This is a genomic window from Vibrio injensis (assembly GCF_001895205.1).
GTDB classification, from domain to species: domain Bacteria; phylum Pseudomonadota; class Gammaproteobacteria; order Enterobacterales; family Vibrionaceae; genus Vibrio; species Vibrio injensis.
Genome location: NZ_BDJF01000027.1, coordinates 17604 through 38815 on the forward strand (window position 1 = coordinate 17604; position 21212 = coordinate 38815).

General features: G+C 44.6%; 20 protein-coding genes. 11 read left to right on the forward strand and 9 right to left on the reverse strand.

The genetic code is table 11. The features are described from left to right. Positions 1–122 precede the first annotated feature (122 nt). From BSR11_RS12220 to BSR11_RS12245, 6 genes are all read left to right on the forward strand, one after another. Positions 123–1775, forward strand: coding sequence for a peptide ABC transporter substrate-binding protein (locus tag BSR11_RS12220; RefSeq protein ID WP_072671194.1), 1653 nt, complete (start codon positions 123–125; stop codon positions 1773–1775). A 4-nt stretch (positions 1776–1779) separates the two neighbouring features. After that, a complete protein-coding gene (locus tag BSR11_RS12225) occupies positions 1780–2745 on the forward strand; it encodes an ABC transporter ATP-binding protein (RefSeq protein ID WP_072671193.1) in 966 nt (321 codons plus the stop codon). Further along, the gene (locus BSR11_RS12230; protein WP_072671192.1) at positions 2735–3760 is read left to right on the forward strand and encodes an ABC transporter ATP-binding protein; all 1026 of its coding nucleotides are present in this window, start codon (positions 2735–2737) and stop codon (positions 3758–3760) included. Before BSR11_RS12225 ends, BSR11_RS12230 begins: the two co-directional genes overlap by 11 nt. After that, on the forward strand, positions 3757–4725 hold the full coding sequence (locus BSR11_RS12235; protein WP_072670638.1) for an ABC transporter permease: 969 nt from the start codon (positions 3757–3759) through the stop codon (positions 4723–4725). The genes BSR11_RS12230 and BSR11_RS12235 overlap by 4 nt, the downstream gene beginning before the upstream one ends. Before the next feature lie 17 nt (positions 4726–4742). Beyond that, positions 4743–5675 carry an ABC transporter permease gene (locus BSR11_RS12240; RefSeq protein ID WP_050782769.1) on the forward strand — a complete coding sequence of 311 codons (933 nt, stop codon included), beginning with the start codon at positions 4743–4745 and terminating at the stop codon, positions 5673–5675. A 220-nt stretch (positions 5676–5895) separates the two neighbouring features. Continuing rightward, the gene (locus BSR11_RS12245; RefSeq protein ID WP_072670639.1) at positions 5896–6108 is read left to right on the forward strand and encodes a hypothetical protein; all 213 of its coding nucleotides are present in this window, start codon (positions 5896–5898) and stop codon (positions 6106–6108) included. 190 nt (positions 6109–6298) lie between these two features. On the opposite strand, the gene BSR11_RS12250 is transcribed toward BSR11_RS12245, so the two are convergent. The 6 genes from BSR11_RS12250 to phhA all read right to left on the reverse strand — a co-directional run bounded on the left by BSR11_RS12250 (position 6299) and on the right by phhA (position 11456). Next, the gene (locus BSR11_RS12250) at positions 6299–7729 is read right to left on the reverse strand and encodes an aspartate kinase (protein WP_072670640.1); all 1431 of its coding nucleotides are present in this window, start codon (positions 7727–7729) and stop codon (positions 6299–6301) included. A gap of 96 nt (positions 7730–7825) precedes the next feature. Next, positions 7826–8212 (reverse strand): ectoine synthase, encoded by a 387-nt coding sequence (locus BSR11_RS12255; protein ID WP_072670641.1) that lies wholly within the window; start codon positions 8210–8212, stop codon positions 7826–7828. A gap of 9 nt (positions 8213–8221) precedes the next feature. After that, positions 8222–9487, reverse strand: a complete 1266-nt coding sequence (gene ectB / locus BSR11_RS12260) for a diaminobutyrate--2-oxoglutarate transaminase (protein WP_072670642.1) — start codon at positions 9485–9487, stop codon at positions 8222–8224. An 11-nt stretch (positions 9488–9498) separates the two neighbouring features. Further along, the gene (ectA, locus tag BSR11_RS12265) at positions 9499–10053 is read right to left on the reverse strand and encodes a diaminobutyrate acetyltransferase (protein ID WP_172465337.1); all 555 of its coding nucleotides are present in this window, start codon (positions 10051–10053) and stop codon (positions 9499–9501) included. A 286-nt stretch (positions 10054–10339) separates the two neighbouring features. Next, positions 10340–10672: a 4a-hydroxytetrahydrobiopterin dehydratase gene (locus BSR11_RS12270; protein ID WP_072670643.1), complete on the reverse strand. Its 333-nt coding sequence runs from the start codon at positions 10670–10672 to the stop codon at positions 10340–10342. Next, complete coding sequence (gene phhA / locus BSR11_RS12275; protein WP_072670644.1) at positions 10662–11456, reverse strand: phenylalanine 4-monooxygenase; 795 nt, start codon at positions 11454–11456, stop codon at positions 10662–10664. Before phhA ends, BSR11_RS12270 begins: the two co-directional genes overlap by 11 nt. A 242-nt stretch (positions 11457–11698) precedes the next feature. Between phhA and BSR11_RS12280 the strand changes: the two genes are divergently transcribed. Beyond that, positions 11699–13681, forward strand: coding sequence for an acetoacetate--CoA ligase (locus BSR11_RS12280; RefSeq protein ID WP_072670645.1), 1983 nt, complete (start codon positions 11699–11701; stop codon positions 13679–13681). Between the two features lie 58 nt (positions 13682–13739). Here BSR11_RS12280 and BSR11_RS12285 read toward each other — a convergent pair whose 3' ends face one another. Beyond that, positions 13740–14321: a class I SAM-dependent DNA methyltransferase gene (locus tag BSR11_RS12285; protein WP_072670646.1), complete on the reverse strand. Its 582-nt coding sequence runs from the start codon at positions 14319–14321 to the stop codon at positions 13740–13742. Positions 14322–14514: 193 nt separating this feature from the next. Here BSR11_RS12285 and BSR11_RS12290 point away from each other — a divergent pair, with 193 nt between their 5' ends. Both BSR11_RS12290 and BSR11_RS12295 read left to right on the forward strand, forming a co-directional pair. Then, complete coding sequence (locus BSR11_RS12290) at positions 14515–15393, forward strand: LysR family transcriptional regulator (RefSeq protein ID WP_072670647.1); 879 nt, start codon at positions 14515–14517, stop codon at positions 15391–15393. A 177-nt stretch (positions 15394–15570) separates the two neighbouring features. Continuing rightward, positions 15571–16470, forward strand: a complete 900-nt coding sequence (locus BSR11_RS12295) for a cation diffusion facilitator family transporter (RefSeq protein WP_072670648.1) — start codon at positions 15571–15573, stop codon at positions 16468–16470. 49 nt (positions 16471–16519) lie between these two features. On the opposite strand, the gene yddG is transcribed toward BSR11_RS12295, so the two are convergent. Together yddG and BSR11_RS12305 are read right to left on the reverse strand one after the other, a co-directional pair. Next, entirely contained in the window at positions 16520–17425 is a 906-nt protein-coding gene (gene yddG / locus BSR11_RS12300; protein ID WP_072670649.1) for an aromatic amino acid DMT transporter YddG, read from the reverse strand. A gap of 25 nt (positions 17426–17450) precedes the next feature. After that, the gene (locus BSR11_RS12305) at positions 17451–17855 is read right to left on the reverse strand and encodes an OsmC family protein (protein ID WP_072670650.1); all 405 of its coding nucleotides are present in this window, start codon (positions 17853–17855) and stop codon (positions 17451–17453) included. A gap of 858 nt (positions 17856–18713) precedes the next feature. Between BSR11_RS12305 and BSR11_RS12310 the strand changes: the two genes are divergently transcribed. Together BSR11_RS12310 and BSR11_RS12315 are read left to right on the forward strand one after the other, a co-directional pair. Then, complete coding sequence (locus BSR11_RS12310; RefSeq protein ID WP_072670651.1) at positions 18714–19187, forward strand: dCMP deaminase family protein; 474 nt, start codon at positions 18714–18716, stop codon at positions 19185–19187. A 547-nt stretch (positions 19188–19734) separates the two neighbouring features. Next, positions 19735–21168 carry a glyceraldehyde-3-phosphate dehydrogenase gene (locus tag BSR11_RS12315; RefSeq protein WP_072670652.1) on the forward strand — a complete coding sequence of 478 codons (1434 nt, stop codon included), beginning with the start codon at positions 19735–19737 and terminating at the stop codon, positions 21166–21168. The last annotated feature ends 44 nt before the right edge of the window (positions 21169–21212 follow it).

A 21212-nucleotide genomic window follows, 5' to 3' on the forward strand; every position in this document is an offset into this window, starting at 1 on the left:
AGCTGGGACTTATTAAATCTAGACACAGATTCAATCATTCTCTTGGCATTAGTGCCTTTTATTGAATGAAAGAAACAAATATGCAACATTACCCATTGATTATTACACATGGAGCCGTGATGATGAAAAAAACACTCTTAGCAGTCGCTTTAAGCAGCAGTTTGCTTAGTGCGACAAGCATTGCCAATGATCTTTCATTGGGCATTACTCAATTCCCAAGTAACTTACATCCTGTGATTGATTCAATGACAGCCAATTCGCTGATTATGGGGACCGCCTTTCGTGATATGGTCGCTTACAACCATGATTGGCAAAGTTTCTGTATGTTATGTACAGAAACCCCTTCTTTGGATAATGGACGTGCGCAAAAATACACCAGAGAAGATGGTACACTCGGTATTAAACTCACCGTTGAGCTCAAAGACGATTTATATTGGGGAGATGGTACCCCCATCACCACCAAAGATGTGCTCCTTTCTCATGCCGTTCTGACCGATCCTAATGTCAAAGGCATTCCCGGTTTAGAAAGCAACCGAATCATGGAGAAAGTGGTGGCTTTGGATGACAAGACCTTCGAGGTCTATCTTAATAAAGCGCACTTTAAGTACCGTGATTATGTTCCGTCTGTGCTCCCTGCGCACCTAGAAGAAGCGATCTATCGCGAAGATCCAACGACGTATGATCGCCGAACGCTGTACGTTACCCAGCCTACTCATCCTGGTTTATACAATGGTCCTTTTCGTATCACACAAATTTCACAAGGTAGCTTTATCACCTTAGAGCGTAACTCGCATTGGAAAGGTCAAGCGCCGGATTTTAATCGCCTGATCTTTAAAGTCGTCGAAAACACGGCAGCACTTGAGGCGCATTTGTTATCAGGCTCTGTCGACTACATTCCGGGTGAACTGGGCTTTTCGATTGAACAAGCCTTACAATTTGAGAAGCGTCACGCGAATCGCTTTACGGTCGAATACGCTCCAGGACTACTCTACGAACATCTTGATACTCAAATGGATAATCCGCATCTCGCCATTCGTGAAGTACGTCAGGCGCTGATGTACGGCATGAACCGAGAAGAGTTGGTCAATCGTCTATTTGAAGGACGTCAACCCGTTGCTCACAGTAACGTTCATCCACTCGATGTCACTTTCTTTGATGGGGTACATCAATACCAATACGATCCGGTCAAAGCTCGCCAATTGCTTGAAAAAGCCGGCTACACGCTGCGCAACAATGTCATGGTTGATAAAGAAGGTCGTCCACTCCAGTTAGAATTAATGACTACCGCCGGTAACCGCTCTCGTGAATTGGTTCAGCAAGTATTGCAGTCACAATGGCGACAAATTGGGGTACGCGTACAAATTAATAACCAACCCGCTCGCGTCTTCTTTGGTGAAACGCTTAATCAACGTAAACATCAAGCACTCGCAATGTTTGCTTGGGCGTCAGCACCAGAAAGCCCACCATTAACTACGCTTCATTCAGCGCAAATTCCATCAGCACAAAATAGCTGGGCTGGACAAAACTACATCGGTTATAGCAACCCTGAGATGGATGCGTTACTCGAAAAAATTGAAGTGGAGCTCGATGATGAAGCTCGCCATCAACTGTTCCACAAAATGCAGTCACTTTACGCTGAAGACTTACCGGCGTTACCTCTTTACTTCCGCTCTGATAGTTATGTGATGCCAAAGTGGCTAAAAGGCGTGCGCCCAACGGGTCATAAATACCCCTCTACCTTGTGGGTAGAAGAATGGCGTAAAGATGGGGCATAAACCAATGAGCGAAGTATTATTAGATGTAAATCAATTGCGGGTGACCTTCCATGGTCACCCGGCCGTGCATGATATTAGTTATCGTATCCATGCTGGTGAGATTGTCGGTATTGTCGGTGAGTCTGGCTGTGGCAAAAGCCTAGCGTCTTTAACCCTAATGGGGCTGCAACCATCGATTATGCAGGCCTCTGGTTCGGTCACGTTTGCCGGACAAAATATCCTGACCAATACCGCTGAGCAATGGCAAAAACTACGCGGTGAAGGCATCGCGATGATCTTTCAAGAGCCAATGACCGCCTTAAATCCGGTGGTCACGGTTGGCGATCAAATTGCAGAAATGTTTCTTCTTCATCAAGGAGACAGCAAAGCACAAGCGCGACAAAAAGCGATTGAAATGCTGGAACAAGTGCATATCCCCGATCCACTACGTCGCGCCAAAGCTTATCCACATGAGCTGTCTGGTGGCATGCGTCAGCGGGTAATGATAGCCATGGCGCTCGCCTGTCGGCCTAAACTGATCATTGCTGATGAACCAACCACCGCCCTCGATGTTACCGTACAAGCGCAGGTTTTAGACCTGCTTGAAGAGCTGCGAGAAACCACCGGCACCGCCATTCAATTTATTAGCCACAATTTAGGTGTCGTCTCACAACTTGCCGATCGCGTCGTCGTGATGTACGCCGGTCGAGTGGTAGAAGAAGGAACCTCTGATCAATTGTTTAGCGATCCACAGCATCCTTACACCCAAGGACTACTCGCTACCCTACCGAGGATTGGCCACCGTCAAGCTCGTTTACCCGCGATTGCTGGGAGTGTTCCCCCGCTTGGGCAACGCAGTCTCGGCTGTCCATTTGTCGATCGTTGTCAGCAAGCGAAACCACTCTGCCACCAGCAGATGCCGGCAACACTCTCCCTTTCAAACTCGCACAGCGTTGCGTGTCATCAAGTGGAGTTTGCCCATGCTAGTTAAACTCGATAATGTCAGCCAAGCGTATCCAATTGGCGACAGTGATTTTTTTGGACGCCATCAGCAATATCTTCAGGCGGTGGATGATATTTCACTGCAGATTAGCAAAGGCGAAACCTTAGCGATTGTCGGCGAGTCTGGCTGTGGCAAATCCACCTTAGGTCGAATGGTCTCACTGCTTGAAAAACCAAGTAGAGGCGAGGTGTACATCACTGGCCAACCGACCGCTAACTTAAGCAAAAAAGCCATGAAAGCGCTGCGTAAGCAACTTGGGCTGGTCTTTCAAGACCCTTATTCGGCGCTTAACCCTCGCATGACCATCTCACAACTGGTCTCTGAGCCATTAGAAGTCTATGGTATGGGTAATCGTGAGCAGCAACGCGCTAAAGTATTAGAGGCATTATACTCGGTTGGCTTAAGTGAAGATGCACTCAACCGTTATCCCCATGAGTTTTCGGGCGGGCAACGCCAACGGATCTGTATCGCACGCGCATTGGTATTGGATCCGGAGCTGATCATTGCTGATGAGCCATTATCCGCGCTGGATGTCTCGGTACAAAGCCAAGTGCTCAACTTATTTGTTGAGTTAAAAGAAACTCGCCAACTGTCCTTCTTTTTTATTAGTCACGATATGGCGGTCGTCGATCATCTGGCGGATACCGTTGTGGTGATGTATTTAGGGCGTATTGTCGAACAAGCGCCGCGCGAAGCTTTCTTTTCTGCTCCTGCTCATCCTTACAGCCAAGCTCTGCTTGCTGCCGTACCCGAGGTCGCTCTGGGGCGCAGACGTAAAGGCTTAGCGCTACAGGGGGATGTACCGAGTCCGATTAATCCGCCATCCGGATGCACCTTTCATCCGCGTTGTGCTTTTGCTGATGAGGTATGCCGTCAGAAGAAACCCGCGATGCAAACACTCGCGCACGCCAAACATCAAGTCGCTTGTCACTATCCGCAATTAGTGACCCGTTCTGATGCGGTAAAAAATGACGCTCATATTGCTGTTATGGAGGTTTCATGAAAACCTATTTAGCTCATCGTTTTATTCAAAGCCTATTGGTTTTGCTGTTTGTTTCCTTCGTTTCTTACAGTCTTATTGGCCTGATGCCGGGCGACCCGATTGATTTGATGTTTGAATCCGATCCGACCATGACACCTGCCGATGTGGCAAGAATGAAAGCATTATACGGATTAGATCAACCGCTCATCACTCGTTATTGGCACTGGCTAACTTCCGCTTTGCAAGGAGATTTCGGTTATTCAAGACTCTATTCGCAACCGGCGATCGATGTCTTGATCCCAGCGGTGATCAATACCTTAAAATTAGTCGGCTTCGCGACTTTCTTCTCTTTAGCGATTGCTATTCCCGTCGGTATTATTGCCGCGTTAAAACACCGTAGCTGGGCGGATTATTTAATTAGCTTTGCTGCGTTTGTCGGCTTTTCTACCCCTGCATTTTGGCTAGCCTTAATGCTTATTTTACTCTTCTCTGTCACCTTGGGCTGGTTTCCGGCTGGCGGAACGGGACAAGCTGAAGGGGGTGGGTTTTGGTTAACCGCTAAACATATGGTACTCCCGACGATCACGTTAACCGTGTTAAACGTTGCTAGCCACTCACGTTACGTACGTGGCACCATGCTGGAAGTGATGCGCCAAGATTATATTCGTACCGCTAAAGCTAAAGGGGCAGATAATAAACGGGTGGTGATTCATCATGCCCTACGTAATGCGATGATCCCACTCGTCACTATCGTTGCCCTTGATATTGGCTTTATGCTCTCTGGAGCCTTAATTACCGAAACGATTTTTGCTTGGCCGGGGATGGGAAAACTGATTTTTGATGCCATTATGGGGAATGATTACAATCTGGCGTTGCTCGGCTTAATGGTGATTACCTTTACCGCATTATTGGGTAACTTAGTGGCCGATTTACTGTACGCAAAATTGGATCCGCGTATTTCTCTAAGCCGAGGAGCGACATCATGAGTCAAGGAACAACGACGATGAGTTCGAATGTTGTGCTTCCTGAGCAGCCAAAAGCTCAGCCAAGTGTTTCACCTTGGCGTTTAGTCTGGAACCGATTTAAGCGCCATAAAGCCGGTGTGGTCAGTGCCATTTTTGTTGTGCTGCTGGTGATCCTATGTTTCTCTGCCTCTTTGATTGCGCGTTGGATGGGACATGACCCGTTTGACGTCAATTTCTTTGCTCGCTTAGAACCAGCGAGCAGTACCCATTGGTTAGGAACCGATGAGCTGGGCCGTGATGTTTTTTTACGTCTCTTATATGGTGGACAAATCTCATTAATGGTTGGCGCAGTGGCGGCATTTGCCACAGCGATTATCGGTAGCTTGATTGGTGTTTGTGCCGGATATTTTGGTGGAAAAATCGATGCTATTTTAATGCGCATTGCCGATTTCACCCTCTCACTGCCTACCTTACCATTGATGATTGTACTTGCCGCCGTGGACTTACGTAAGTTAGGTCTACCCGATGAATGGGTGCAAGGCGATACCATTAGCCTGTTACGGATCATTGTGATTGTCGCTCTCTTCGGTTGGCCGACTACTGCACGCTTGGTGCGTTCTGGCACCTTATCAGTTCGTGAACGTGAATATGTCAAAGCCGCGGTCGGTTATGGCGCTTCTTCCGCTCGCATCATCCGTAAACACGTATTGCCGAATGTGCTATCACCGGTGATCATTTCGACCACCATGGCCTTAGGTGGCGTCATCTTGCTTGAGAGTGCTTTATCTTTCCTTGGCTTAGGTATTCAGCCGCCCCTGCCTTCATGGGGTAATATGTTGCAAAATGCCCAAGAAATGATTTGGCAATCCCCAGGGCTGGCGATTTATCCTGGAGTGGCTATCTTATTCACCGTCATGGCGTTTAACTTTCTGGGCGATGCGCTACAAGATGCGTTAGATCCTAAAGCTTAAACGCTCATACTTTATTAAGGTCATTCACGCCGCCCTGTATTCGAGGGCGGCTTTTTTTTTCAGTCATGTTAATCTTAAGACGGCTTGATACAAAACCAATGATAGTGAGAAAAAACAAGCACACTATTTTTCCTTATCCCGCTTGAAGTCCGTATTTTTTGCCTTATTTATATGGGTAAGCCACCTACATTGACTGTTAAACGTATTAACGGGGGTAACGATGAATACCTTGCCCAATATCCATTTACAAATCTCGGAAACTGCTTCGGGAGCAGCAAGTCCAAATTGGCCTGCGGTGATGGCTTTTCCTCAACACAGCCAAGATACTCTTTTTTTACCGCCACCAAAACGGGTGGTTATTTTAATACCCGAACTGTGGTTATGGCTGGACGTCATGAAACTCGCCAACCTTTGGAAACCGACGATTCATTAATCGTCCAAATTGACGAACCGCTACCTCTATGTACGATTAACAATCAAGCTTGATTTGTTCAACCCAACGGTTAAGGGGCAAGAGATTGATTGAACAACACCGCAATAAAATACGAAACCGCTACAAGGTCATCAGCTCTGTAGCGGTCGAATGGTAGCAGTTGAATGGCTAAAGTTCGTGGATAAACGGCCTAAGCCGCTTTTACTTTGTCGTCCGTTTTCACACTGGTATTTTGGCTAATTAGAGCTTGGTGTAAAGCGCAAATTGCACTGTTATAATCACCATCTTCCACCACAAATTGCACATTAACATTGCGCATCGATGAGTGAGCAGCCATCGGGTTGACCCCCGCTTCCATTAAAGACTGCATGCCTTTACCGAGCGCGAGGTTAGTATTAATCGAGGCTCCAATCGCCGAGATTAACGCAACCATTTTTCCTGAAATCGACGCATTCGGATAACGCTTCTCTGCTTTATACAGGACATGATTCAAGTTATCGCTCGTGCCACTCAAGAAGTAAGTCATTGAATTTGCGTTCATTTCTTTACCAACTAAATGGACTTTCGCTTCAGCAATGATTTCCATCAGTTCATAGCTGGCATTATCAACATTACCCACCATGCTTTGATCAAACATATGTAAGGCGAACACTTTGTTGCGCCCAGCAATGATCTCGACTTTATTGGCTTCTGGTTGATGATGATTTGAAATCAGCGTACCAGGATGATCCGGTTCAAAGGTATTTTTGACTCGAAGTTCAATGCCTTTTTTACGTAATCCAGCCGCGGCGTTAGGATGAATCGCTTCCATACCCAAATTAGCCAACTGATCGGCTACATCAAAATTCGTCAGTCCCAGCGGACGAACTTTCTCCGGCCCGACGACTCTAGGGTCTGCGGAGCTAAGATGATATTCTTTATGAATGATCGCTTGAGAGGCGTCGGTTAAGACAGCTATTCGGCTAAAAGTCATTTCGCTGTAGCCGCGATCGTAACTCTTCATCAAGCCTTGGTCGCAATAAGCGTAACCGGTAACAATGGGTAACTCTCGCGTCACATCAATATCAGCAAAGGCACGTTCAATCACCTCATCCAACTGGCCACGCGTTTGTTCACTCCAACCCGATAAATCGACAAACCGAGCATTAATGCCCAACGTTTTCAATTTAAGCGTGGTGTTATAAGCACTGTGCGCTTCGCCAATAGAAGAGAGGAACTCTCTAATTTGTGGTAAATAATGACGCAGTGAAAACTGACCATATTGGCAGGTTTCTAAAATGTTGTTGACGCAATTGACCGCTTCAGAGAGACGAGAGCGAATAAACTTATCGGCGCGAATTCGACTCATGGGATCGGCAAACAGATTTTCGTTGATCATCAACATCCGTTGTTCAAGCTCGTATATCGCGTCTTGCCAGTGTTCATCACGCTTAGCAATCATTTGATAAATACCCGGTTTCCCGGTGCGTTTACACTCTAAAAGTGCATCGGTCATCCCTGAATAAGCCGATACCACAAACACTCGTCCATACGGGTTAGTCGGCTTTAAAAAAATATTGTCCAGTACAGCATCAAACGCCGACATGGAAGTACCACCGATTTTTTCTACGGTGTAAGACATAAGGTCTCCTTGTATTGAATATCGGTTAGGTGAGTAAGCAGCGTAATAGACTTTGATTCGTTCAACATCCATTTACACTGCTTATGGTCAGTGGATTCACTCAACGATGGGATAAACACCATCTTTATCATGAACTTCCGCTCCCGTTATCGGAGGATTGAATACGCATGCCATCACCATATCGGCCTCTTTATGGGCTCGTAGATAATGCTCATCATGCTTATCCAAAATATACAGAGTACCCAGTTTAATGGGATAAGTTTCACCGCCAACAACTTCTATCTCCCCTTCACCCGACATGCAATACACCGATTCCAGATGATTTTTGTAGTGTATGTGGGTCTCAGTATTTTGATAAATCGTCGTGATGTGAAACGAGAATCCCATATTATCGTCTTTGAGCAACATGCGAACACTTTCCCACGTTTCGGCGACGACGCGACGTTCACTTTGTTGGCATTCTTGTAATGTTCTAACAATCATGATCTTTCCTTAGGATGCTTTTTGAATAAACTGCGGAGCGACGTTTTCCACCGCTTGCTGGAAAATCGTTAAGCCTTGCTCCAGTTCATTTTCACTGATCGTCAAGGGGCAGAAAAACTTCACCACTTCGTCTTGTGGCCCTGCGGTTTCAATCACCATGCCTAAACGAAAACACTCACGAGCGATCGTGTTAGAAATCTCACCATCTTGACATTCAATACCTTGCATCAATCCACGCCCTTTCAAACGCGTAAATAAACTTGGAAAACGACGAATGGTCTGCTGAATCGTATGGGTGACTTGTTCAGCTCGGGCTTTAATGTGCTGTTGAAAATCATCATTAGCCCAATAGGTTTGTAATGCTTTCGCCGCCGTCACAAAGGCGTGATTATTACCACGGAAGGTACCGTTATGCTCGCCGGGCTTCCAAACATCTAACTCTGGTTTAAACAGCACAACGGCGAGCGGTAAACCATAACCACCAATCGATTTTGATAACGTCACAATATCGGGTTTGATCCCAGCTGGTTCAAAGCTAAAGAAGCTTCCCGTACGTCCACAACCCGCCTGAATGTCATCGACAATCATCAGTACACCGTGCGCTCGACAAATTTTACTCAGCTTTTGTAACCAAGGATAAGAGGCTGCGTTTAACCCCCCTTCACCTTGTACGGTTTCCAATAGCACAGCTGCGGGTTTATCCAAACCAGAAGAAGGATCGCCAAGCATAGTCTCAAACAACGCTAGGCCATCGATATCGGCATAACCGTCGTAAGGGATACGAGTCACCCCTGATAGCCCCATACCAGCACCGCCACGGTGGTGTTGATTCCCTGTGGCGGCTAAAGCGCCATAAGTACAGCCATGAAAGCCATTAGTGAAAGCCACAATATTGGTCCGGCCGGTTACTTTACGCGCCAGTTTCATCGCTGCCTCAACGGCATTCGTCCCCGTTGGTCCGGTAAACTGCACTTTGTAATCAAGCTGGCGCGGCTCAAAAATGTAAGTTTGCAGCGCATGTAAAAAATCAGCTTTCGCTTCTGAGTGCATATCCAAACCGTGGGTAATACCGTCTTTATCAATGTACTCAAGCAATGCCTGTTTAAAAATGGCGTTATTATGGCCGTAATTTAACGAGCCTGCGCCCGCTAAGAAATCTAAGTAGGCATCACCATCTTGGGTATACAACCAGCTTCCTTTTGCTGTCGAGAAAACAACAGGAAAATTATTGGCATAAGATTGAACGTTTGATTCTTTCTTTTTGAAGATATCCATAACGATGGGATTTATCCTTTTTGGTTGGTGGGAAGAGAGAGCGGGATACGGTACAAGTATTCCGTGTCATGCTCGCCATCAAAGTGGCGAGTCTCATCGAGAAAAGTAGACACTTCACCGCGTTCGCCATGTGCTCGATCCAGCTTTTTAAATAATTTCCAAGAGCCTTGATTATCACGAGTAATGGTCGTTTCTAACACTCTGATATCGCTCAATTCATCACGAGTCAGCAGCTCATTCAGCATATGGAAAGCCAGACCCATACCTCGCGCAGTGGGACTCACTGCGACTTGCCAAATGAATAACTCATTCGGCTTATCCGGCTTGCGATAGGCTGAAATAAAACCGACCAATTCCTGATCGCGCTCAGCAATCACACAAGTGTTTTGAAAGTGGGTAGATTGTAAGAAGTTACAGTAAGCAGAGTTTTCATCCAGCGGAGCACACTGTGCTATCAGATCATGAACTCGCTTACCATCCGTTCGGTGTGGGACCCGAAAAGTCCACTCATCCTGAGTGTTTTGCATAATTTCTGGGTATGCAACCCAAGGCGATGCTGTCATCATAGTTTGATACATATTATCCATTAGAACTCTAAACAAGTTTCTTTTATAAACTAACAGTCTCAGCGACTTTTTCAAGCTTAAAATTTACCAAAAAAGTACAACAACCCATTAAGACAATGATAAATATACATAAAAAATAAGAGTAAAAATAAAGCCATCACAACAAAAAGGTTAGATGTGTAACAATAATGACAGTTTTATGAAGATAGAATGAAGGGGCATATGAGGATGAAACTGGGAGAAGATCACTCAGGCGAATACTCAATATCGCCTGAGGATCATTCACTTAACGAGGCAGTTTGTCACAGCGTGCAGCACAAATAAAATCGTTATTGTGCAGTCCATGAATGGCATGGGTCCACCAAGTTAATGTCGTTTTACCCCACTCGACTGTGATTTTAGGATGATGATGCATCGCTTCAGCAAGGTTTGCTACCTGATCAGAAAACGCCCAAGCCTGCTTGAAATTTTTAAACCGATAGACTTTTTCTAACTGCGGAACACCGTCTCGATGCACCAGTGCCCATCCATCAAGTTCACTCAGTAATGTCTGCTGCTGATCTTGAGTTAAAGCAGTTGCGTTGCTATCACAGGCTTCACAACGTAATTCATCCAACATAGTTTTCTTCCTTTACAGTAAATGGCGCGGGTAGTAAGCCTAGTGCCATGGCTTGTTCAACATAATGCATTAAATCTAATTGACTGAGTGAGTAAAGCTCACCTATCTCTTCCAATACATAATAAACTGGCTGAATATGATCGATTCGATACGGGGTGCGCAGTATTTGCAACAAATCAAATCGTCGATGTTGCGAGTCTGGTTGATCTAGCGCGCAGCGTGTTTCTGCAGGAGAAGAGAGAATACCGCCGCCATAAATTTTGACGTTCCCCTGCTCTTTGACTAAGCCAAACTCAACCGTGAACCAATACAAACGAGCTAAATAAGCCCGTGCTTTAGGAGAAGCACTCTTACCTAATTGACCATATCGATGAGTAAATGCCGCAAAATCAGGGTGCGTTAACATGGCACAGTGACCATAAATTTCATGGAAAAAATCGGGCTCTTGTAAATAATCAAACTCTTGTCGAGAACGTAAAAACGTTGCCGCAGGAAATTTTTTATCGGCCAATAACGCAAAAAAATGATCAAAGCTGATTAAGGCGGGAACGGGGGCAATTTGCCAGCCGGTTTCTCGATCTAAAGTATGATTGAGATCAGATAGCCGTGGCACTCTATCCGCTGACAGTGCCAGTAAATCCAAGCCATCTAAATAGGGCTGGCAAGCGGTCTCACCGACAATCGACTGCTGACGAGCGACAAGATCGTGCCAGACACTATGCTCCTCTTCACTCCAGTCGATCTCACCGTGTTGATTGAGTGATTTAGCAACATAACAACTCATGACGGAATCTCCGTAACACTATTATTACATTTAGCGTATTCACGGTTGCTTCAATCTGCCATTCATGATCAAGGATTGCTCCCGCCCTTTGCGTAACATTTTATTTACAACCATCGCTTGTATTTAGCCTCATTAAGCATGCCTGAGTACGTAATTTTGCTTGTTTATCAATCTTCTTTTTTGACTTTACAGCAATTTATACAACACTTTGGGTATCTAATATTTGCTAACTTGAGAAAGACATGTCTCACTTTGACCCGATTTGGACGCCCAGCCAACAACGTATTCATGCTTCTGAGCTGTACCAATTCATGCAATATCTTCATCAACAAGGCTATACGATGACTCACTATGATGAGTTGCATCAATGGTCGATTGAATATCCCGAATTGTTTTGGAGTGAGGTCTGGCAATATTGTGATGTGATTGGCTTACGAGGCACGTTATTATCAACTCAAGGTGAAGCTCGTTGGCCACCATTTATGCCCAGTCGAGATACAACTTGGTTTCCACACGCTGAGCTTAATTACGCAGAAAATTTACTCGCCTATGCCTACCAACAACCGGAAAATATTGCTATTTGGTTTAGTAATGAGCGCGGCCAAAGTCGCCATTTAACGTGGCAACAGCTCTCTGATCAAGTCTGCATTATTCAGCAGTGGTTGATACAAAATGGTATCGGTCGAGGCGATGTAGTTGCAGCGTATCTACCGTATATCCCAGAAGCGATCGTGGCTATGCTCGCGACCACCAGTTTAGGGGCAATCTGGACATCAACTTCCCCAGATTTTGGGGTTAACAGCGTGGTTGAGCGTTTTGCACAAGTGGAGCCTAAAATTCTATTTTGCTGCGATGGGTATACCTTTTCAGGTAAAACGCACCAGATGCATGAACAAAACTCCCAAGTAGTGACTCGATTACCGACGCTCAATAATGTCTGCCAAATTGATTATCTGCAAAAGCGCGCCTATAACCCAAGCATCAATGAACACTTTTCCCATTGGGCATCCATTCTCGCTAGCTATACACCAAAAGGATTAACCTACCAACGCGTAGCATTTAATGACCCTTTGTTTATTCTTTACTCTTCAGGCACGACTGGACAGCCTAAGTGCATTATTCATTCTGTCGGAGGAACCCTACTGAATCATCTGAAGGAGCACCAACTGCACTGTGATATCCAAGCTAACGATCGGGTGTTTTACTACACAACCTGTGGCTGGATGATGTGGAATTGGCACGTATCAGCGCTGGCAAGTGGAGCGACTTTAATTATTTTTGATGGTAGCCCAATCTATCCAAACCCCAATGTTCTCTGGCTTTTGGCTGAGCAATCAAAAACAACGCTGTTTGGCACTTCTGCTATTTATCTAGAATCATTACAAAAATCGGGATTTTCGCCCAATCAACATCATCACCTCGCAGATCTTAAAACAATCTGCTCTACTGGCTCAGTGCTCTATCCTCATCAGTTTGATTATGTTTATCAACATATTAAGTCAGATGTACATCTCGCTTCGATTTCTGGAGGCACTGATATTTGTGGCTGTTTTGTCTTGGGTAATCCACTCTCACCCGTCTATCGGGGAGAATGCCAAGTTGCGGGGTTAGGCATGGACGTAGCGGCGTTTAACTCGCGGGGCGAAGCGGTCATGCAACAGCGCGGAGAGTTAGTCTGTCGCAACAGTTTCCCTAATCAACCGATTGGCTTTTGGAATGATAGCGGCGAGCGCTACCACAATGCTTACTGGGCGAAGTATCCGAATACTTGGCACCATGGTGACGATGTCATGCGCTCAGAACAAGGCGGATTTATCTTCTATGGCCGAAGTGATACGACACTCAATCCTGGCGGAGTACGCATAGGTACTGCAGAGATTTACCAAGCACTTAAATCGATTACCGAGATAGCGGATGCGGTCGCCGTCGGCCAAAAGCAGCAAGGCGATGAAATTATTGTTCTTTTTGTTGAGTTGTCACAAGGTGCTTCGCTCAACGATCAACTGATCGAGACCATTAAACAACAATTGCGCACCCAATGTTCACCAAGACATGTACCGAAGAAAATCTACCCGATTTCTAAAGTACCGAGAACGCGATCCGGTAAATTGGTCGAGTTAGCGGTTAAGCAAATACTTAATGGGCAAACGGTCGACAATCGTCATGCTATTGATCATCCTGAAGTGCTTGATGAGGTGGCGAGTTACGTCAACGCGACCACCTAATCAACCAACGCCGCACTCTACTCACATCGTTGGAGAGACTCAAACCAGACGTGTGCGGTTATTTACGTCCTAGTGCAAAAAAGGCGGCTTGTGGTCCATCCGGGGTATCAATAACAAACGCTTGTGCAACCTCAATAGTCGTAAAGCCGGCTTGGGTAAAAGCTTGTCTGACGTTGAGTTCATGTAGATGGTGAGCAACCAACGCATTGTCTGCTAACCAATCCCACTGAATAAACAAACCACCTTCGTCTAGTAACGAGTAAATAATATCGACCACTTGTGGAAAGTCATCAACATAAGCACACACGGAAGCGGCGACGACAAGATCAAACTGCTTTCGAAAAGCTGGATGTTGAGCCACTAAGCCGCGCGTTAAACTATCAACCACAGGCTCAACATTAGGCAGATCTTTTTTATCGAGCTCCTCAATCATCGATTCTGAGCAATCCAATGCGACGATATTTTTCGCCAGAGGAGACATCATCTGACTTAAGAAACCCGTTCCACAGCCATAATCAAGAATATGCTTGCCATCCAAGGACGTTAAGGTTTTCAGCTGCTGAAATACCTGCTGAACAAACAGCGTGTTTGTTGTATTGTTTTCCCAATCTTTCGCGAGATTATCCCAGTCGTATACCATCATGGTCTCCGTATTACGTCTTGTATTCTGGTAATATGCCAAGATTAAACCAAAATAGAGTCAACTTCATAGCGTTAGCGAACAATCTTGGTTAAGAAAATACAATATTCATCGTAATGCTGAGAAAATCGACAATGAAAGTGGAAGTGATCAGCCTTGATTAACCTCGCTCCCGTTTAATAATGGAACCCTCATGAACCTATCACAAATAGAAGCATTTTGTGCTATCGCCGATGCCGGCTCAGTTTCCGAGGCGGCTCGCCAACTGGAATGTAACCGAACCAAACTGAGTATGGCGGTAAAAGCGCTGGAAAATGAACTTAAGGTTGAGCTATTCGTTCGCAGTGGTAATCAAGTCACATTATCGGAAGCAGGCAAGGCTATCTACAAAGACTGCCAAAGCTTATTAATTACAGCGACCAGAATTAAACGCACCTGCTCACAAGTGTGTGATGAATTTGCCGCTGAAATGTGGATTGCCCGGGATGACTCTCTGCCTGATGTGTTATGGCAAGATTTGGCTCATTCGTTGAATAAATTATTTCCTAATACATCCTTTAACATCGTCTTAGCTTCGAGTGGTGATCTAGCCAGCTTAGTGGCAACCGAGCAAGTGGACTTTGCGTTTGGTGTCGATTACGAGCGATTGGATGATCCTCGTATCAGTTATCAGCCACTTGGAAAAATCCGCATGATGTCGGTCTGTAGCGTCAGTCATCCTTTAACCAAACTCAAACGAGTTTCCGATGAAGACTTACGTAAATCTATGCAAGCGGTGATGGTCTACTTAAATGATCAAGATAACTCCAATCTTGAACCCTTTTCTCGTCGTTATATTGGCTTCTCAAGTTTTGAATATATGCTGGCGACCATATTGACCGAAAGTGCTTGGGGTGTGCTACCTGAGCCATTAATTCGTCATCATCTGCGCGAACAACGTTTAACCGTTATTCGCCATACCTACGGCTTAACTCAAGAAGATTATTGCATGTATACCATCCCCGGCGGTGCTGAAAATCCAGCCATGCTTTGGCTAGCCGATAAGCTAAGTGACTACCTATTTGACTTTTAAATAACCAATGGCAGTCAGAGTCAATTTTATTGACAGCAGAAAGACACCATAACTCATTGTTTTAAAATTAGTTTTCACTTTAATCATGTTTTTTATTTAGATCTGTAAGTAAATTGCCATTGTAATGGGCCGATTTTAAGCCAAAATACGTTTAGTTTTTAAATCGGTAGATGTTTTATGTGTGCTCAAACAAGTTTAAATGAAAATCGTGTCTTAACCTTCTCCGCCCTTATCGCATCAGTATTTGCCCTTGGCGGATTAGTGGTTGGTTTACTTGTAGGGTCATTAGTTATTGTCTTTGATGGAGTCTACTCTCTCATCAGTTTACTGCTAACATTATTGTCGCTGGTCGCTTCACGTTATATACGTAAGCCGTCTGATGCGCAGTTCCCTTTTGGTCGTGCGCTATTTGAACCTGCGGTTATTGTTATCAAAGGCAGCGTGATCTTACTACTCGTCACCTACTCACTCTATTCTGCGATCGGTGCTTTAGTCACTGGCGGTAGAGAAGTCGATGCTTCGATTGCGACCCTTTTTGGTACAATCAACGTTATCGGCTGTGGCTTAGCATGGTGGTATATGGCAAAACTTAGCAAACGCCACGCTTCAGGCCTGATTGGTGCAGAGGTAAAACAATGGCAAATGGATACACTGCTCAGCCTTGCAGTAACCATCGGCTTTATTGTGGCACTGGGTGTGACTTTTACTCCCTTCGCTCACTATGCGGTCTATGCTGACCCACTGATGATGCTTGCTATGTCGTTTTATTTTTTAAAAGTACCTTTCGGGATGGTGAGAAATGCATTACGCGAAATATTCCTCATGTCACCGAGTAAAGATATTTGTAAGCGCGTTGATCAAAGTATTATCGATGCCTGTAAAGAATCAGAACAAGATATTGAATTAACCGGAGTGACCAAAGTCGGTCCAGAATTATGGGTAGATGTGGATATCTATCCTGAAGACAACAGTGATGTAATTTTAGTCGATGATATCGAACAAACCAGAAAAACTATCGCTAAGCGTTTATCTGGGTTACCTCTGAAACTACAAATTAACGTCAATATCGCTCGTTAATCACTGTTTACCCTAACCGATAAACCCGCCATTTACGGCGGGTTTATTTTTAGGTGGTAGCTTCAATCAGTTTAGGTTTATCACGCGTTAACCACCAACAAAGTAATGAACCTAACGTCACCATTGCAACCCCTTGCCAAAAGCTGGTATCGAGTATCACACCAAGAATTAACGATGAAAAAAGCGTCGATATTACAGGGGTAAAATAAGAGAGTGTGGCTAATAACAACATATTGCCACGCAAAATAGCGATATTCCATAATGCATAACCACTGCCCATCACCACACCAGTCAGTATGACATTAAAGGTGGCGATTGGGCTAAAGCTCAGTGGCCCTTCTTGGCTTAGCGCGTACTTTATCCATAGCACTATCGCTGTAGCAATAAAAAACAGAGCGATAGCATTTTGACCTTTTGCAATTAATTTCGTCACATTGCAATAGATTGCCCAAATCACCGCCCCCATAAAGGCCAACCCATAGGTCAAAGGATTACTGGAAATATTATTTACCACATGAGTGATAGAGAATCCGGTGTCTCCAGTTAAGGTCCAAACAACGCCAGTAAAGGCCAGACCAACACTCGGATAAAGCCAAACGCTGACTGTTTTTTTACTTAAGATAACCGCTAGTACTACCGTGATCGCTGGCCATAAGTAATTAATCACCGCCATCTCTAAAGCCTGATGACGGCTATTGGCCATACCTATCGCTAATGCCAAGCAGATTTCGTAGCTGACAAATAACCCTCCTCCAATCAATAGATAGCGAAGAGAAAAATGTTGCCGTTTAGGGACACCAAGCACGACGATTAAAAAGAGAGCGGCAATAGTATAGAGTAAAGCTGCACCACCAATCGGTCCGAAAGATTCAGCCACAGTGCGCATTAAACCAATCATTGCTCCCCACAATAAAATGGCAGCAATCCCACATCCTGTATATTTAAAATGGCTCATGCCTGTTCCCTTTTCTGCTCATTAGTTAAGCATTAATGACTTCCCAACTGTGGGTGAGCTCAATACTTTCACCGAGCATTAAACAAACTGAGCAGTATTTATTGAGTGAATCTGCCACCACTTGTTCAACAATTTCTGACGATACCTTATTCCCTTCAATCGTAAAATGCAGATTAATATGAGTAAAAAGACGCGGAGCCGTTTCTCGACGCTCAGTGATCAACGATACACGACATCCCGTTACCGCTTGCTGAGCTTGCTTTAAGCCATTAACCACATCCACTGAGCTACATCCCCCAGCGGCCATCAACATCATTTCCATCGGGCTGGGCGCAGAGGAGCCTGCATTACCATCCATCACGATAGAGTGTCCTGATGGTGATTGACCAATAAATCTTAATCCATCAATCCATTGTACTTCTGCTTGCATCGAATAACTCCTATCTTTAGCCTACATTGGCCTTGCAAAGTGAATATTATCTTTAAGATAAACGGGGCTTCATCGTGACGAACCGATGACCATCACAGCAATATATCTAAGCCAATAAAAAAAGCCAGTGAGTAATATAAAAGAAAACCCCACTAAGCTTACGCCTAGTGGGGTTCAGTTCTTACTCGCAGCAATCCGGCTACTAATCAAGTGCTCCCTGCATCAATTCCTTGATAGTCTGCTATATCCATTAGCACATTCCGTTTCATCGCCATCCTAGCGGTGTCCCTTGCTCTATCATCCTGATAGACGTGCCTTATTCCTTTAAGATGTCCATTAACCATCCGTGATAACCATCCTAGTTATTCGCGTCCTGCTAATGTCCTTCGCTTTCCTTGCCGATGTTTCATCCTGAATCATCGAATCTTCTTCCTGAAGATGACCTATCCTTGGGTCTTTCCTGTTCCGTGTCGGCTTCCTGCTGACAAATTCAGAATACGACAACCTGGTTTTTCAGCAAGGCCGTTGATTGACACTGCTATTAAAAATAGTAGCCTATCATATAGATAAACAAATAAAAACAATAGGTTAAGAACAAAATCACCATTTAAGCCATGATAAGAAACGCATATATCGCACATTGATTGTAAGAGATCTCTCACAAAGCCTATCGCTAAATATCCCATTCTGGTTTTGAGAAGGGTTACGCAAAGCGAGAGGTTTGTCTCACTCTAGTAACAAGGGGACTGAATCGATCAACGTTTATCTAGCGTCTAGGCAGCAAAATTTATCTAGACTAAGCTCAATAAAATCACGATCATAAGCAATAAATAACGTTACGTTAAGGAAACCAATATTATGATTTCAAAATGGGCGCAACGCTTCTATCAAATGGCCGAGCTGGTTGGCTCTTGGAGTAAAGATCCGTCTACTCAAGTTGGTGCCGTGATCACTAAACAAAATCGCATTGTCTCTGTCGGCTTTAATGGTTATCCACACGGGATCTCTGACAGTGCAAACACCGACGACCGAGATATGAAATATTTAAAAACATTGCACGCTGAAGAAAACGCCATTCTCTTCGCTAAACGTGATTTGGATGGCTGTGAAATTTATGTCACTCACTTTCCGTGCCCCAATTGCGCGGCCAAAATCATTCAAACTGGTATTTCTGCGGTGCATTGCCCTGAACAATCTGATGATTTTCTTTCCCGTTGGGGCGAAAAAATAAAGGTGAGCCAAGATATGTTTTTACAAGCAGGGGTAAAAGTGAATTGGTTACCTTTGGCTGAACTCAAACCGATCAATCAGATCCCACCAACGAATCTCTAATTAATACCACCAGTAACCACTTAAGAGTGCCTTGTCTGGTAACCACCGTTCATTCACAAACAGGTAGGTGAAAATTAACCTACCTTGTTCTTGCCAATAACCCTAATCAATTAAGAACTACTTTCAGATCGCGAACACATTCAAACCACATGGATTAAATCACGCTGATCAATACCGATTAACCTGCTGAATAAATAGGTATTTTAGATTGAAATCACAAAAATTAAGTAACTAATCTTTCTCTTTCAAACACAACTATGATTTCAATGTATATCCTCACGAAATAAGTGACATTAATTAAAATTGTCAATACCGATTTAACCCTGAAAAACCCCGTTAAAAAACCAGAAAATAGTAGAACTACAGCCTAATATATGGTCATTAATTTTACTAGCAGAATAACCGATCAAGATTTACAATCCTGACACAATCCAATAACAAGCCAGCTCAATACTAAACACAATACAAATTGTGATGGTTGAGCACGTGATGCTTATCGCTTGCGGTGACATCACATTTAACCCTACGTGAAAGGTCTTAAGTCAACATGAGCCCAGAAAAACATCGCCTCGATTGGCAAATTAGCCAAACCATCGCTGAATCTATGTCGCCTCTGATTGGCAAACTTTACCGACAAGCAGGTGTAGAAATCTTATTGTTTGGTAAAACGCTGATCAATGCGACCACGATTGACATCATCAAAGCTCATAAAATTGCGAGTCGCTATATCGGAGAATCTTTATCTCTTGAACAAACCATACCTTTGCTCACTTTACTGGCAGAGATGACCCTATCGCCTTGTAAAATCGATATTGGCCAATTAGCACATCGTTATTGGCAACATCATGATGACGCCGATGCTATGCAAGATTACTTGCATACGGCACTTGTTGAAGCGGTGAACGGCCAACCTATGAATCAACCGAAAGACGTTGTGCTTTATGGTTTTGGACGTATTGGCCGTTTATTGGCTCGTTTATTAATAGAAAAAAGTGGTCCGGGTTACCCATTACGCTTACGTGCGATTGTCGTTCGTGGCGGTAAAGACGGAGATTTAGAAAAACGCGCCAATCTATTGAGACGAGACTCCGTCCATGGCCAGTTCAACGGTAGTATTATTATCGATAGTGAACGCAAGGCTCTGATTGCCAATGGCAACTATATCCAAATGATCTATGCTGACTCACCGCAAGAGGTCGATTATAGCCACTATGGTATTCACGATGCGCTTGTCGTTGATAACACCGGTGTGTGGCGCGACAGTGAAGGGTTGAGCCGTCATTTAGCTTCTCCAGGTGCGAGTAAGGTTTTGCTCACCGCACCCGGTAAAGACGATATTAAAAATGTGGTTTTTGGGGTGAATGAATCGGTGATTACCGCTGACGATACGATTATATCGGCGGCAAGTTGTACAACGAATGCGATTACGCCAATTCTTAAAGCAATGCACGATCAATATGGTGTCCTATCTGGGCATATTGAAACCGTTCATTCTTATACCAACGATCAAAATTTGATTGATAACTTCCACAAAGGTGAACGTCGTGGCCGATCTGCGTCTCTGAATATGGTGCTGACTTCTACAGGTGCAGCAAAAGCCGTCGCCAAAGCGTTACCCGAGCTAGCAGGAAAATTAACTGGGAATTCGATTCGCGTACCGACACCCAATGTGTCCATGGTGGTTGCTAACTTAAATCTAGCCAAATCCGTCGATAAAGAGTCGTTAAACCACTATTTAAGACAAATTGCAACCCACTCCCCTCTTTCCGCGCAGGTTGACTATACCGACTCAACTGAAATCGTTTCGAGCGATTTAGTCGGTTCACGTCATGCTGGCGTCGTTGATGGTGCTGCGACTATCGCCCAAGACAATCGCTGCGTTTTATATGTCTGGTACGACAACGAATTTGGTTACAGTTGCCAAGTGATCCACTGTATGGAACAAATGATGGGAGTGCGTTACAAAACGTATCCTCAATAATCTTAACTGGCTCCACAACATAATAACAATAAACCGAATGTGCT

What these genes read in the sequence shown, in the direction of transcription:
- phhA (WP_072670644.1), bottom strand. Translation starts at nt 11,456, where the DNA reads ATGAGTTGTTATGTTGCTAAATCACTCAATCAACACGGTGAGATCGAC.
- BSR11_RS12270 (WP_072670643.1), bottom strand. Translation starts at nt 10,672, where the DNA reads ATGTTGGATGAATTACGTTGTGAAGCCTGTGATAGCAACGCAACTGCT.
- BSR11_RS12310 (WP_072670651.1), top strand. Translation starts at nt 18,714, where the DNA reads ATGATTTCAAAATGGGCGCAACGCTTCTATCAAATGGCCGAGCTGGTT.
- ectB (WP_072670642.1), bottom strand. Translation starts at nt 9,487, where the DNA reads ATGGATATCTTCAAAAAGAAAGAATCAAACGTTCAATCTTATGCCAAT.
- BSR11_RS12255 (WP_072670641.1), bottom strand. Translation starts at nt 8,212, where the DNA reads ATGATTGTTAGAACATTACAAGAATGCCAACAAAGTGAACGTCGCGTC.
- BSR11_RS12240 (WP_050782769.1), top strand. Translation starts at nt 4,743, where the DNA reads ATGAGTTCGAATGTTGTGCTTCCTGAGCAGCCAAAAGCTCAGCCAAGT.
- BSR11_RS12280 (WP_072670645.1), top strand. Translation starts at nt 11,699, where the DNA reads ATGTCTCACTTTGACCCGATTTGGACGCCCAGCCAACAACGTATTCAT.
- BSR11_RS12225 (WP_072671193.1), top strand. Translation starts at nt 1,780, where the DNA reads ATGAGCGAAGTATTATTAGATGTAAATCAATTGCGGGTGACCTTCCAT.
- BSR11_RS12230 (WP_072671192.1), top strand. Translation starts at nt 2,735, where the DNA reads ATGCTAGTTAAACTCGATAATGTCAGCCAAGCGTATCCAATTGGCGAC.
- BSR11_RS12235 (WP_072670638.1), top strand. Translation starts at nt 3,757, where the DNA reads ATGAAAACCTATTTAGCTCATCGTTTTATTCAAAGCCTATTGGTTTTG.
- BSR11_RS12290 (WP_072670647.1), top strand. Translation starts at nt 14,515, where the DNA reads ATGAACCTATCACAAATAGAAGCATTTTGTGCTATCGCCGATGCCGGC.
- BSR11_RS12250 (WP_072670640.1), bottom strand. Translation starts at nt 7,729, where the DNA reads ATGTCTTACACCGTAGAAAAAATCGGTGGTACTTCCATGTCGGCGTTT.
- ectA (WP_172465337.1), bottom strand. Translation starts at nt 10,053, where the DNA reads ATGATGACAGCATCGCCTTGGGTTGCATACCCAGAAATTATGCAAAAC.
- BSR11_RS12245 (WP_072670639.1), top strand. Translation starts at nt 5,896, where the DNA reads ATGAATACCTTGCCCAATATCCATTTACAAATCTCGGAAACTGCTTCG.
- yddG (WP_072670649.1), bottom strand. Translation starts at nt 17,425, where the DNA reads ATGAGCCATTTTAAATATACAGGATGTGGGATTGCTGCCATTTTATTG.
- BSR11_RS12305 (WP_072670650.1), bottom strand. Translation starts at nt 17,855, where the DNA reads ATGCAAGCAGAAGTACAATGGATTGATGGATTAAGATTTATTGGTCAA.
- BSR11_RS12285 (WP_072670646.1), bottom strand. Translation starts at nt 14,321, where the DNA reads ATGGTATACGACTGGGATAATCTCGCGAAAGATTGGGAAAACAATACA.
- BSR11_RS12315 (WP_072670652.1), top strand. Translation starts at nt 19,735, where the DNA reads ATGAGCCCAGAAAAACATCGCCTCGATTGGCAAATTAGCCAAACCATC.
- BSR11_RS12220 (WP_072671194.1), top strand. Translation starts at nt 123, where the DNA reads ATGAAAAAAACACTCTTAGCAGTCGCTTTAAGCAGCAGTTTGCTTAGT.
- BSR11_RS12295 (WP_072670648.1), top strand. Translation starts at nt 15,571, where the DNA reads ATGTGTGCTCAAACAAGTTTAAATGAAAATCGTGTCTTAACCTTCTCC.